The organism is Klebsiella sp. EMBS2024, from assembly GCF_036233805.1.
Classification (GTDB): domain Bacteria; phylum Pseudomonadota; class Gammaproteobacteria; order Enterobacterales; family Enterobacteriaceae; genus Klebsiella; species Klebsiella pneumoniae.
The window spans coordinates 3594933-3607401 of sequence record NZ_JAZARW010000001.1; the positions used below are offsets into that span (position 1 = coordinate 3594933).

General features: G+C 54.5%; 13 protein-coding genes. 6 read left to right on the top strand and 7 right to left on the bottom strand.

Translation table 11 applies throughout. The features are described 5' to 3' along the window. Positions 1 to 3: 3 nt before the first annotated feature. Together mrkI and mrkJ are read left to right on the top strand one after the other, a co-directional pair. The gene (mrkI, locus tag VZP09_RS16510) at positions 4 to 588 is read left to right on the top strand and encodes a transcriptional regulator MrkI (RefSeq protein ID WP_004149657.1); all 585 of its coding nucleotides are present in this window, start codon (positions 4 to 6) and stop codon (positions 586 to 588) included. Positions 589 to 731: 143 nt separating this feature from the next. Then, on the top strand, positions 732 to 1448 hold the full coding sequence (mrkJ, locus tag VZP09_RS16515) for a cyclic-di-GMP phosphodiesterase MrkJ (protein ID WP_029602186.1): 717 nt from the start codon (positions 732 to 734) through the stop codon (positions 1446 to 1448). 34 nt (positions 1449 to 1482) lie between these two features. On the opposite strand, the gene mrkF is transcribed toward mrkJ, so the two are convergent. The 5 genes from mrkF to mrkA form a co-directional block, all read right to left on the bottom strand. Beyond that, positions 1483 to 2118, bottom strand: coding sequence for a type 3 fimbria minor subunit MrkF (gene mrkF, locus VZP09_RS16520; protein WP_328795289.1), 636 nt, complete (start codon positions 2116 to 2118; stop codon positions 1483 to 1485). Between the two features lie 13 nt (positions 2119 to 2131). Then, a complete protein-coding gene (mrkD, locus tag VZP09_RS16525) occupies positions 2132 to 3127 on the bottom strand; it encodes a type 3 fimbria adhesin subunit MrkD (protein WP_328795290.1) in 996 nt (331 codons plus the stop codon). After that, entirely contained in the window at positions 3118 to 5604 is a 2487-nt protein-coding gene (gene mrkC, locus VZP09_RS16530) for a type 3 fimbria usher protein MrkC (RefSeq protein WP_032415523.1), read from the bottom strand. Before mrkC ends, mrkD begins: the two co-directional genes overlap by 10 nt. Positions 5605 to 5615: 11 nt before the next feature. After that, positions 5616 to 6317, bottom strand: a complete 702-nt coding sequence (gene mrkB / locus VZP09_RS16535) for a type 3 fimbria chaperone MrkB (RefSeq protein WP_004211921.1) — start codon at positions 6315 to 6317, stop codon at positions 5616 to 5618. A gap of 95 nt (positions 6318 to 6412) precedes the next feature. Then, complete coding sequence (mrkA, locus tag VZP09_RS16540) at positions 6413 to 7021, bottom strand: type 3 fimbria major subunit MrkA (RefSeq protein WP_000756959.1); 609 nt, start codon at positions 7019 to 7021, stop codon at positions 6413 to 6415. A gap of 705 nt (positions 7022 to 7726) precedes the next feature. On the opposite strand from mrkA, the gene VZP09_RS16545 reads away from it, so the two are divergent. Beyond that, positions 7727 to 7936, top strand: coding sequence for a DUF1471 domain-containing protein (locus VZP09_RS16545; protein WP_002916131.1), 210 nt, complete (start codon positions 7727 to 7729; stop codon positions 7934 to 7936). Between the two features lie 95 nt (positions 7937 to 8031). On the opposite strand, the gene VZP09_RS16550 is transcribed toward VZP09_RS16545, so the two are convergent. Then, positions 8032 to 8928: an EamA family transporter gene (locus tag VZP09_RS16550; protein ID WP_004174511.1), complete on the bottom strand. Its 897-nt coding sequence runs from the start codon at positions 8926 to 8928 to the stop codon at positions 8032 to 8034. 81 nt (positions 8929 to 9009) lie between these two features. On the opposite strand from VZP09_RS16550, the gene VZP09_RS16555 reads away from it, so the two are divergent. Beyond that, a complete protein-coding gene (locus VZP09_RS16555; protein WP_002916184.1) occupies positions 9010 to 9516 on the top strand; it encodes a MarR family winged helix-turn-helix transcriptional regulator in 507 nt (168 codons plus the stop codon). On the opposite strand, the gene VZP09_RS16560 is transcribed toward VZP09_RS16555, so the two are convergent. Beyond that, positions 9513 to 10469, bottom strand: coding sequence for a nickel/cobalt transporter (locus VZP09_RS16560; RefSeq protein ID WP_021440688.1), 957 nt, complete (start codon positions 10467 to 10469; stop codon positions 9513 to 9515). The genes VZP09_RS16555 and VZP09_RS16560 overlap by 4 nt on opposite strands. An 818-nt stretch (positions 10470 to 11287) precedes the next feature. Between VZP09_RS16560 and VZP09_RS16565 the strand changes: the two genes are divergently transcribed. Next, the gene (locus tag VZP09_RS16565) at positions 11288 to 11536 is read left to right on the top strand and encodes a hypothetical protein (protein WP_002916186.1); all 249 of its coding nucleotides are present in this window, start codon (positions 11288 to 11290) and stop codon (positions 11534 to 11536) included. 150 nt (positions 11537 to 11686) lie between these two features. Next, positions 11687 to 12292, top strand: coding sequence for a type 1 fimbria switch DNA invertase FimB (gene fimB / locus VZP09_RS16570; RefSeq protein ID WP_004151951.1), 606 nt, complete (start codon positions 11687 to 11689; stop codon positions 12290 to 12292). Positions 12293 to 12469 lie beyond the last annotated feature (177 nt).

The following is a 12469-nucleotide window of genomic DNA, read 5'->3' on the forward strand; positions in this document are numbered from 1 at the left end:
ACCTTGGACAGTATATTGCTGTACACCAATGACAATCTCATTGGTCACTCAATCTATCACTACCTTATTGATAGCCATGAAAATGCCACCCGACTGAGTTATGCCGATGTCATCCATGAGAAACATCTGCCACTGGCCCAGACGATTATTTTCAATTTAATTAATAAGGATATTTCTGCCATCAGAATCGTCGATCTGCTGAATGCGCTCCGCCTTTCCCTGCTGCGCTGCCAGCAGCCGGTGCTAATGGTGAAAAGCGACATTGTCGGGCTGTGCAGAGAGTTGATAAACTTTGACAACGCTATGATTATTAGTGAGAAATCTCCGCTAACTCTTTTTTCATCTATCGTCCAGCGCGCCAAAGGCGTCAGCGAACTGCCGCCGCGAGGATTGCGCAAACAGCTTTCACCACGGGAGTGTCAGATCCTCGAACTGCTCATTGCCAACAATAATAATAAGCGTATTGCCGCCCTGCTCGGCATTGCTCATAAAACGGTTCATAGCCACCGCATCCATATCATGCAAAAACTGGGTATTGATAATTCCCGCACTATGAATCAGCGTATTGCCGCTCTCCATCAATGCTAAATGTTCTCCCGGTAAATCAGTAGCGGATAAAGCGTACTTATTCGCTGTTGATTTACATTTCCCGCCATTCCCATTAATCATCAGGTAGCCTATAATTAATGTATCCTCTGCCTATTGTCTGACTAACCTCGTGAAGAGGGATAATGAACACTAAAATATTCGAAGACAACATTTTATCTCGTAATGATATCGCTGTACGCTACGTCTTTCAGAAAATGTTTTCCCCACAAGGTACTCTGGTCGCGGTGGAATGCTTAAGCCGCTTTGATAATCTTTCTATTTCCCCCGAAGATTTTTTCCGCCATGCTACCGCCACCGTTCGTGAACGTATTTTTCTCGAACAACTGGCACTGATTGAAAAGCATAAAGCCTGGTTTTTACGTAACCATATTTCCGCAACAATTAACGTTGATGACCATATCCTGAACCTGTTGCGCCAGAAGGATATAAAAGCCAAAGTCGCCGCCCTGACCTGCGTCCATTTCGAGGTAACCGAAAACGCCGAGAATCTGCTGCATAATTCTCTTGCCGCCTGGCAGAGCCCACAGGATACCTCACTGTGGCTCGACGACTTCGGCTCCGGCTACGCGGGAATTAACGCTATTCGCGGTTATCACTTTGACTATGTGAAAATTGATAAGGATTTTTTCTGGCACCTGATGCGCAAAGAGTCCGGCCGCCAGCTGATGGATGCGCTGGTGACCTTTTTATCGCGCAACCATCATAATGTGATTATTGAAGGTGTGGAAAGCGAAGCCCATAAAGAATGGCTGCAGGGAATGGAGTGGTTTGCTATCCAGGGACATTACTGGCGGGAAGTCAGTATTGAACAACTGGTCGCCGATGATATTGCCATGTAAAAAAAGCCGGGAATTCCCGGCTTTTTAACGTCACTTAATTATAAACTAATTCCCACGTTGCCCAGCTGGTAATCGGCCCGCTGGTGGCGCTTTTCGGCGTTGGCGAAACATAGCCAACGTAATAGGTGAACAGGCCGCCGCTGACCGCGCTTTCCTGCAAACGCACCTGATTTTGCTGCGGGTCCGCCGGGACAATTTTATTACTCTTATCCAGAGTATTATTATCGTTAGTCGATAGGGCCAGATAAATATTCTGCGCTCCATCCGGCAAGGTATTGGCCAGATACCCGGCGTTTTCGTTACCGACCGCCGTCAGTAAAAAACCATCGACCCAGCGCACGCTGACCCGACGCACCTCATCCTGCGAGGCTGCCCCACCATCATGGCGCAGNTGGCAGTTTGACAGTGCCAGGGTAAACGGCTGCGGTTTCATAAACGCCCCGGCCCCGCGATCGTGGACTTCCGCCAGGCTGACCGGCGCCAGCCAGACATTACCGCTGCCGGCATGCTGGCCGCCGTTTAGCGCGACGCTACAGGAAATATCCGTCACCCGCCCGGCAAAATCGACCCGTCCGCGATCGTAATTGGTCTCAAAACCCCACGCCGAGGGGGCGGCGAGGCTGCCGCAAAATAGCAGCCACGCGATAGTGTTTTTCGGCAATCCCTTCATTCCCCCTCCCGTATTAATCGTACGTCAGGTTAAAGATCATATGCGACTCCACCTCGCCGGTGCTGGTCGTCGGGCCATACTGATAAAAACGCGCGTGCAGCGGTATGGTGATGTAGCGGGTCTCCTGATTATTCAAGCGGCCGACGGTGTATTTCTTATTAAACTGCAGCGGGGAGCCATCCTTCAGCACCTGGATGCCAATGCCTTTCGCCATCCCGCTGCCGGCTTTTTCATTCAGCAAGGCGCCCATGGTAGCGGTAGTGCTGGTGGCAAGGGTACCGGAGAACGAGGTGCTAATGTTGGCATATCCCGTTTCACTCAGGCCGCCGCTGCACTGCAGGTCGATATTAAAATCCTTCCCGCCGGCGGTGGTGCCGACCCCTTTCAGGTCGGTGCGCCGGATGGAACCCACATCGACATTCATATTTTTCCCGCTCAGCACCGAACAGGAGGGCGAGACCACGGTGATGGCGTTGGCGCTCAGATAGGTTTCGAGGATCGGGTTACCGCCGCTCTCCCAGTCGTAGGAGGTGTACTTACCCGCCGCCAGGGTGCCGCTGCCGGTGGTTGCCGCGGTTTTGATAATCTGCAGCGTAAAGCGCGACCCTTCGAGGGAATAGTTGGTGGTGTTATATACCCGGGACGAAAAGACGTCGGGATAGACGATATTTACCGTTGCGCCGCCGCGGCTGAAACGCATGCCGATTCCCGGCACGTTGGTGGAGTAGATTTTATTTCCAAGGTCCGTGGCCCCTGGCGACACGATCTTCGCCGCAAAGCGGTTGGTGCCGGAAGTACAGCGATAGCTTGCCCCGCCGGGAGCGCTCATCGTCCAGTCGCGGGTAAGGATCACCGAGCCCACCGGCAGATCCGGGGGCACCACCACCCTGCCCACCACCATGTCCAGCATCACCGTTGGCGATGAGAGACGCGTACAGGAGGCCCAGGACGAGGTGGTTCCCAGCGCCATTAAGACGATAAAAAGCCTTAGTAATTTCCTCAGCGACATACGCTATCCTTTGTTGTTTGCTGTCCCAGATCCACCGAACACTGCCCGCCGCTCCACTTCACAATCGCGCGTTTGGCGTTCGCATCGCTGATAAACATCATGCTGCCCTGGCCGACAACGCCGATCTCCCTGCCGTCGGGGGAGAAAATACTTGCCGCAAACGGCAACGGCTCGTGGTTCGCCTGGCGCGCCTGCAGGGTGAGGTTGTTCTGCACCTTAGTGCCGAACGCGACCTTAACCACGCTGCCTTCCCACGGCACAACCTGCGCCACGGTGCGATCGAAGGCCACGTCGTCATGGCTGCCTTTCGGGTCGATTTCCACGGCGTTAATCCGGTACGGGCGCAGATACGGCAGGATGGCGTAACCATTGCTGTCCACACGGGTGCCCGGCGATCCCGGAAGCATCGCCCCGGCCGCGTCTTTGGCTTCAATCAGGGCCATCGTCGAGCCGCTTTCCGGTGAGAGCACCACGCCGCCGCTGTGGGCGATCATCGTCCCGCTGGCGCCAATGCCGCTCTGACGATAGCCTTCGCCCTGGCTGTAGCTGCCGTTGAGGGTGGTCCATGGCGTACGGTAGCTGCCGTTGAGCGCCACATCATGCTGACCGCCGGTGGCGGTGGTGGTCGACACGCCGTAGTTAAGGTTGTTTTCACTGTCCAGCGAACCGTTGATACCAATCTGCGAGCTGGCAAAGCGCGAGTTATTGAACGAGGTGTTCGACGTCAGGTTGGCGGTGCGGTTATCGCCAAACCACAGCGGGTAGCTGAAGTTGAGTGAAATACGATCGTCGCGGCGATGACCGGAGCTGTCTGGCGTATAGACGCGCTGCGCGCTCGCCGACCAGGAGAGACGACCAAATGAATTGTTGTAGCTGACCTGATACTGCTTCTCGGTCCCGGAGCGGTTCCAGTAATCGGAGATACGGCCGCTGAGATAAAACCCGCCCCAGCCGTCCGGCAGGTTCTGGTTCACCGTGAAGGTCATGCCGTTTTTTTGCCGCCACAGGGTGTAGTTGCTGCGACTATTTTTTTCCTGATCGACGGCGTACAGCGCGTCGTTGAGGTTGTAATAACCTTTCGTCGAGTAGCGATACGCCGCCAACACGATGCTGGTCTGGGTATCGGTAAACATGCGGTTAAAGGTCGCGCGATAGCTCTGACCCGAGTCATCATGGGCATCGCTCTTCAACCGCGAATGGGTGACGTCAAAAGAGAGCGCGCCGATGCCGGTGTTCATCCCGGTCCCTACCAGGAAGGCCTGATAGTCGTCAAAACCGGTGACCCCGGTGTAGCCGGTCAACAGGTTGTTGATCCCGTGCTGCCAGGTCGCCTGATAGAGCATCGGCTTGTTGCGCAGCGCGCTGTCGTCCACTTTACCGGCGGAGAGCGCGTAGCGGGTCATTCCCGGACGCAGCAGCTGGGCGACGGAAGCGTAAGGCACGCTAAACACTTCTACCGAGCCATCCGCTTCTTTCACCGAGACCTCAAGATCGCTGCCATAGCCGGAAGGATAGACATCCTGCAGGGTAAATGGTCCGGGCGGAACGGTGGTCTGATAGATAATATTGCTGCCCTGGCGCACGGTGACGAGGGCGTTGCTCTGCGCCACGCCGCGAATTTCCGGAGCATACGAGCGCATGCCGTCCGGGAACATATTGTCATCGGTGGAAAGATTAACCCCGCGCAGACCGATGGTGTCGAAAAATTCACCATTGGTGAAAATCTGCCCGCCGCTGACGATGGAGTTGAGCTGTGGGATAGGGCGCTGGAGATAGGTCTGGTTGCTGTTCCAGTGCGCTTTACCCTGCTGCTGCTGCCAGTTCAGGTTGCCGATGTGCTTCAGCAGCCAGCCGTCCCACGACAGTCCGGCGTTGACGCCCAGATAGGCGCTGCTGTTATCCGACCCGCCTACCGAAGAGGTATGGCTGTTCCAGGCGTTCGCCATCCAGCCAAGATTGAGCGCGGTAATACCTTTGTCCCAGAACTCCGGGCTGACATAGTTTTTCAGGCGTTGATCTTCATAGATCTGCGGTACCGAAATGTTCAACCGCAGGGAGGACTGGACCAGGTTGTCTTTGACGTTTTCTTCGTTGCGCCAGGATTTGAGGCTACCGCAGTAGCCCTCCTGCTCGCTCAGCTGCGGATTGAGCTTTTCCGCCGCGATGCCATATTGGGCCAGCATCGCTTTGGTGTAGCAGACGCCCAGCCGACCATCTTTATCGCGCGCGATGCGTAAATCGTAGCGCCCTTTCCACTCGTCGTTGGTGTAGACGTCAAGGGAGTAAGTGCCTTCGGTAATCGCGCTGGTCGAAAAGCGCGACAGATCGACCTTTTCGCGACTGCCGACAATAAAGCCGTCGTTAAACTGATATACCGTTCCCGGGTTTTCCTGTCCGCTGGAAAATGGCGGAAAGCAGCACAGCGCGATGGCGATCGCGGTGCTTAATCTTCCCGGGCAGAATGACCTCTGCTTCATTAGCTTTTCCCTTATTTAACGGCCACTTTCACTGCGACATCGGCGCCATAGTCATTAATGTTGTTAACGGTCAGGGTTTCGCCGCGGTTGACGGCGGAGGAGAGCGCCACCGTTTGGCTGGACTGCGGCGCCAGCATCACGGTTTTGCTGTTCAGGGCTTTACCGCCGTCGCGGGAAATACGGCTGACGGTAATGTAGAACGGCGTCGGGTTGTTGATGGCGAGACCACTGCCGCTGGCGGTCAGGGTCAGCTTCTCGGCCGCCGCATCGCGGTTGCCCAGTCCGGCAGGACGATAAATAAATTTAAAGCGCGAACGGATCGCCAGCTGCAGCACGTTCTGGCCTTCATTTTTCTGATTGGCCACCACCGGCGGAATTTCCAGCAGATTCAGCCACCACAGCGTCTCTTTATCTTTCGCCAGACCGGCGCTGCTACCGAGCTTAATACGCAGCGTCTGGCCGCTCTTGGCGTCAACACGCGAAATCGGCGGGGTGATAATAAACGGGGTGGTAATGGTATCCGGTGTGGCATCGGCATCGCCGTTATCCAGCCAGGCCTGCGCCAGCGCCGGACGGTCGGCGTTATTTGAAAGCTGTACCGTTATTTCTTTTTCATTTCCTGGATAAATAAAGCGGGTACCGTTAACAATAATATTGTTGGCATGGGCCGCAAAACTAAAAATGAAACAGAAAAAAAGGGCAATACGCTTCATGCTGACCTCAGAATAAAAATACAAGCGGCGGACATTGCCGCTTTATTATTGTTATTAACTGCCCCATCGCGGGGCAGTTTTATTTTCTGACGGAATTACTGGTAAGTAATTTCGTAAGTCGCGTAGCTGTTAACCACACCGGTGGTTACCGTGGTCGGCGCGCTGGTGGCGTAGCCTACGTAGTAGGTGAAACGCGCGCCATCGGCTACAGCGGAAGCGTCGCCTTTCGCTTTCGGCTGAGTGCTGTCACCCGGGATGATTTTGTTGGTCAGCGCGGTAGCGTTGTCAGTAGACAGCACCAGCTGGATGTTCTGAGCACCGGAAGCTTCGGTGTTCGCCAGGTAGCCCTGTTGTTTGCTGGTTGCGCCAGCCAGCAGGTTACCGCCGGTCCAGTTCACGCCCAGTTTGCTTACGTCATCCTGTTTAGTGCCATCAGCAGCCTGGCAGTTAGAGACGTCAATGGTGAAAGATTTCGGTTTCAGGTAAGTATCCGCTGCTGCCGCTTTAACTTCAGTCAGGGTTACCGGAGACAGGTAAACGTTCGCATCGCTGCCCTGGCCGTTAACGGAAACAGTACAGGATACATCGGTAACTTTACCGAAGAAATTAACCTGGCCGCCGCCAACATTGGTATCAGCTGCATGGGCAGCAGTCATGCCAAAAAACGCGGTTGCCATTGCTGCAGAAAGAAGAACCTTTTTCATTGCCATTTCCTTGTCAGAGTGAATTACGAATCAATGAGCACACTGTGAATTCGCATAGAACCAGAAACATCAGGCGATGCTGATTTATGCCACTGCTAATAGAATCTTCGACTGACCGGGAGCCGCAATATTTAAGGCGTCAGGTAACGAACCTAAAAATATAAGTTCGCTGGTGCTATCGGCGTCAAAGAATGCTATTTATTCGCCGACAAATATACATTTGTTCACGTTTCATTAAGTTATATAACAGATAACCATCGACTATTAATAAACAGTCATTGATAGATGAAAACGCGAGGGTGGTTGTTTACAGCGCAGCAAGCCTAACGCCAGAGCGAGAGAAAGTGACCGCAACAGCATGCAGAAAAAGCCCTCGGAAGGCCATCGCGATAAGTCTGAATCTGCCTTTGCGGTGGTGAAAACAGCACCAAACCATTCACACAACGAATGGTGAAAGCATGAATGAGGCGCATTCCTCTCCCTGAACAAGGGCAGCCCATGTGATATCCCCTTCCAGAAATAAATCATTAATTCATTGTTTTTNANTTAAAAAATAGATAAACGATCATGTTTTCGCCATCAAACCGCCATAAAAATGTGATCTAAATCGCACTTTTTGCCACGCGCGTTATAGTTAGCAGGCTTATTATAAGTCCATCGAAAGCAAACATGCTTTCCACCATAAAAGTTAAAAGGACAAACACCATGAAAAACGTAAAATTACTCGCCGCTGCCGGTATGCTCTCCCTGGTCTCTTTCGCTAGCTTCGCTCATCCGGTGAGCGTGACAGCAGACACCCTGGACAGCGCAGAAGCGAAAATCGCAACCATTGCGAAAGAACAAGGCGCTTCCTACCACATCACCGAAGCCTATACCGGCAACCAGGTCCATATGACCGCCGAGCTGTCTAAATAAGCGAATGGTTGCAGAGGGAGCTGCCGGACAGGCCGCCTGCGGGTGGCTGGTCTGGCTCCCGCCGCCCACCCCGCACGCAGCAATGTCGAGCCCCGTTATGGGGCTTTTTTCGTTTTTGCTCCCGCCGCCTGGCGCGCCAGCGCGCGCTGGATAGACAGCACGCTCGCCAGCACCACGATCAACCCCACCAGCGCCATCCCCTGGATCTTTTGTCCAAGGAAAATCCATCCCAGCACCACGGCGGTCACCGGGCTCAGCAGACTCATCGCCGACACGGCCACCGGTGAGAGGCGGCCAATCCCCCGAAACCACAGGCCATAGGCCAGCATGGCGCCCGCCAGGCACAGCCACAGATAGCCGGCCGCCTGCAGCACTGTTATCTGATGCAAAGGAGGGTCAACGATCAGCGCCACCGGGGCCAGCACCACCCCACCGATCGTCAGCTGCCAGCCGGTCAGCGCGACGATCGGCAGGGAGAGCGCCCAGCGCCGGGAGAGCCAGGTGCCCAGCGCCATACTGATCGCCCCGAGAAACGCCGCGCCGATACCCAGCGGGTCGAGGACGGTGTGCGGCGACAGCAGCAGCATGGCCATACCGAGTATGCCGGCGATGGCGGAGAACACCGCCAGCCAGGGCGAGCGCTGCCGGTCGACGCACCAGGCGAGGAGCATCACCAGCAGCGGCTGGATCGCGCCGATCACCGCCGCCAGCCCGCCGGGTAAGCGATAGGCGGCGATGAACAACAGCGCCTGAAACGCGCCGATATTTAAGATGCCGGTAACGATCAGCTTTGCCCATTCGCCGCGTTGCGGAAAACGACGGCTCCAGATCAGAAGAGCGATACCTGCCGGCAGCACCCTCAGCAGCGCAGCAATAAATGGGCGGTCAGGGGGCAGAAACTGGGAGGTGACGATGTAGGTCGTCCCCCAGATAGCGGGCGCCAGCGCGGTGAGCAGCAGGTCGAGAATCAGATTACGTGAGAGAAAAGCCATGATTTTATCTTCACTTCAAGGTAAATTAGTGAGTGAAGTATGTACCGCCAAGTATCTTGATATCAAGACAAGTGAGCACTAATGGACAAATCACCGCCGATCGACGCCGTGGATCGCATCCTCGCCCAGTGGCAGCGGGAGCGGCCAGACCTCGACTGCAGCCCCATGGGGCCGATAGGTCGCCTGAAACGATGCGCTATGCTGCTGGAGCCGCAGGTGGAAGTGGCCTTTACGCGCCACGATCTGGTGCGCTGGGAGTTTGACATGCTGGCGACGCTGCGGCGCGCCGGAGCGCCTTTCGTACTTTCGCCCACCCAGCTCTTCTCCACGCTGATGATTACCTCCGGCACCATGACCCATCGTCTGAAGGCGCTGGAGAAACGCGGGTTTATTACCCGCCTGCCCAATCCGGAGGATGCCCGCAGTATGCTGGTCGCCCTGACTTCCGCCGGACGCGAACGGATCGATGCCGCAGTGGAAACCCACGTCGACAACGAACGGCAACTGCTGGCAGGACTCAGTGACGGTGAACGCCAGCAGTTGGATCAGGCGCTGCGGGTGTTGATGCGACTGCTGGAAACGGGCTAACAGCCAGCGGCGATAAAGTCGCCGTTGGCGCTGATCGGCACCACGGTGAAAAACAATCCCACGGCAAAGAGGATCAGCGCCAGACCGCCGAGGATCTTCACCAACGGTACCAGCCAGGGCCGCGGGCGGTGATTCGTGGCCAATCGTTTGACCGTCCGATGGCGCGCATAGTGAACCAGTAGCGACAGACCGAGGATCGAGAGCGCGGTGCCCAGCGCCATGCTCATCACCGCGGCGATGCCCCAGCTAACAATCCCCAACGCGTTGGCGAATAATAAAATCATAATCGCCCCGCTACAGGGCCGAACGCCGATAGCCAGCACCACGCCAAGGCGCGTCTTCCAGTCAGCGCCCTGCAGATCCTGCCCCACGCCGTGATGGCCGCAGCCGCACGAGGCGTCATGCTGATGCGCTGGCGTCAGACGGCGAATCACCTGTTTTGCCGGCCACAGGCTTTGCAGAGCGCGAAAGATAACATAAGCCCCAAAGACGCCGATGGTCAGGGCGCTGATCTTCTCGACGTACCAGCGGCTGGCGCTAAGATCGCCGGCGGCCAGATTCAGCCCCACCGCAAGAATAAAGACGAAGAGTATCGCAGTGACGCCCTGCAACAGGCTGCCGAGAAAGGGCACCACCCGCGCCGCCGTCAGGCTCTCCTGATTGGTGCTCAGGTAGGTCGTCACGATAAATTTACCGTGTCCCGGTCCGACGGCGTGCAGCACGCCATAGAGAAAGGCCCCCACCAGCAACCAGATACCGCCGCTGTACTGATGGTTATTCAGCAACAGAAGGTACATCACCAGATAGCGATGCAGGGTAATTTGGGTGGCGAGACACCACTGGAGAAAGTCACCCCAGTGGCTGTGCAAGGTGATAGCGGCGGCCAGCAGTAGAAGGCCGCCGCACCCGGCCGCCAGCAGGCGCCAGTCGCGGAGCGCAATCGGAGTCGTCATCGTTATACCATTGTAGTAAACGTAAACCGCCTGACAGCAACTTTACGACAGGCGAGCGAAGGCGTCAGCGCTGAAGGGTGAGGAATTTGTCGAAGCTGTTCACGGGATTGTTCGTAGTCACCAGGCTCCGCATTATCTACCGATCGCTATCTTCCCGACACCGTATTAGCGCAGAATGCCTCAATATCTTGAGCATACCACAGCTATATCTTTTTATGCGTTATTGGTTACCAATACCTTTTAACAGGAATAATTACTCAAAAAATCACAGATAAAAATAAATAAGTTATTTCTTGGCGAGCATTTTTTGTCAGTTATTATGCTGCGCTTCCGGCAAGAATATTCTTTAACTGCTATTTATTGTACTCTTCAGCAGGATCACTTCCATGAAAAGAGGCTTACTTACCCTGGTTACTGCTGCCATCGCTTTCCGTACAGGCCACCTGGCGCAGCGACAAGCGCCAGGAGGCACGTGACGAAAAGTGGTGAACCGGCAGGCTTCGGCGTATCCTGGATGTGAGTCCTTCCCGCGCCGAAGCGAGCATTCCAACCCGCCGCCAGACCGTGTCGCAATACTTACCTGTCCTCTANTACCTCCCATTGATATCTTCCTGTATACGTTGACCGTGACGAGTTTTCATCTCATTCAACCGCATGTACCAGATTAAGCTTACCCGTTGAAATACGGCGTAATGTGCTCTATTACAGACAATGCTATTATCACCAGGCTTTTTGCAGTATGGTTTAATCACTGTTGTAGTTTTGCAGTGAATGCTATCCAGACGACTTAAGGTTGTATTTTGTCTGAGAAATTTCTCATGCCATTCCCGAAGGTTGTCGGCGAGGGAGGCTGGTTTACTGGGGTGACATTGCCCAGTAAACAGGCAATCAATCATGACGGCATTGATAGCCGCCTTGCCGTGGCCGGAAGCCCAAGCCTTCATCATCATGCGGGTATCATCAAGAGGATCAGGGATGTACAGGACGTGGAAACCCCCAGGAAAGATTCATCAGTTCAGCCAGCTCACCCTTTCTTTACCCTTCAGATCGCGGCCTCTTATCGTTAGCAATGGAGCTAGCCCATGATACCGCTCGCGCTCGTAGCAAATTAAAACGTTATCACCACGCTGTTTCAAAATAAAAAGGCAGTCAAATTTAACAATGACCTGACGCAGGCTCGGAAAACCAAAAATATGCCTGCAATAAAAGGGAAAACCATGACGAATAACGCCGACATAAAAAAAAGGAACTTCCTGACTCAGAATGAAATTGAGTCTTTACTTAAAGCGGCCGATACCGGTCCTTATGCTGCACGTAATTATTGCCTGACGTTACTGTGCTTCATCCATGGTCTGCGCGCCAGCGAGATCTGTCGTCTACGAATATCGGATATCGACCTTGCTGCCCGATGTGTTTACATCCATCGGCTTAAAAAAGGGTTTTCGACTACCCACCCGTTGCTGGATAAAGAGATCTACGCCCTAAAGCGCTGGCTGGCCATTCGCAGCAGCTGGCCGCAGGCCGCCAGCGAATGGCTATTTCTCTCCCGCAAAGGTAATCCCCTTTCCCGCCAACAGTTTTATCAGATTATCGCGTCCTCAGGGGGACTGGCGGGGCTGCCACTGGAGATCCACCCGCACATGCTGCGGCACTCCTGTGGCTTTGCGTTGGCGAATATGGGGATCGATACCCGCTTGATTCAGGATTATCTCGGGCATCGCAATATCCGCCACACCGTCTGGTATACCGCCAGCAATGCGGGACGCTTCTATGGCATCTGGGACAATCCCCGTGACAAACAGCGATCGTCGCTGATCCAATAGCCTTGACGCCATGGATGGCGTTGTATCGCGATCGGTCGACAAATTAAAATATTCATGATTATTAACCCTGCGTTAATTAGGATTACTGTTCCCACAAGTTCTTATTTAATCCTTATTACTGAGAGTTAATATAACCCTGCGTTTACTCAGGAATAAGGCTGGGTATTTATTGGTGGG

Bases quoted from the DNA above. Each gene is read 5' to 3' on its own strand.
- mrkD (WP_328795290.1), bottom strand. From the start codon at position 3,127: ATGTCGCTGAGGAAATTACTAAGGCTTTTTATCGTCTTAATGGCGCTG.
- VZP09_RS16560 (WP_021440688.1), bottom strand. From the start codon at position 10,469: ATGACGACTCCGATTGCGCTCCGCGACTGGCGCCTGCTGGCGGCCGGG.
- VZP09_RS16545 (WP_002916131.1), top strand. From the start codon at position 7,727: ATGAAAAACGTAAAATTACTCGCCGCTGCCGGTATGCTCTCCCTGGTC.
- mrkJ (WP_029602186.1), top strand. From the start codon at position 732: ATGAACACTAAAATATTCGAAGACAACATTTTATCTCGTAATGATATC.
- fimB (WP_004151951.1), top strand. From the start codon at position 11,687: ATGACGAATAACGCCGACATAAAAAAAAGGAACTTCCTGACTCAGAAT.
- VZP09_RS16565 (WP_002916186.1), top strand. From the start codon at position 11,288: ATGCCATTCCCGAAGGTTGTCGGCGAGGGAGGCTGGTTTACTGGGGTG.
- VZP09_RS16550 (WP_004174511.1), bottom strand. From the start codon at position 8,928: ATGGCTTTTCTCTCACGTAATCTGATTCTCGACCTGCTGCTCACCGCG.
- mrkA (WP_000756959.1), bottom strand. From the start codon at position 7,021: ATGAAAAAGGTTCTTCTTTCTGCAGCAATGGCAACCGCGTTTTTTGGC.
- mrkC (WP_032415523.1), bottom strand. From the start codon at position 5,604: ATGAAGCAGAGGTCATTCTGCCCGGGAAGATTAAGCACCGCGATCGCC.
- VZP09_RS16555 (WP_002916184.1), top strand. From the start codon at position 9,010: ATGGACAAATCACCGCCGATCGACGCCGTGGATCGCATCCTCGCCCAG.
- mrkB (WP_004211921.1), bottom strand. From the start codon at position 6,317: ATGAAGCGTATTGCCCTTTTTTTCTGTTTCATTTTTAGTTTTGCGGCC.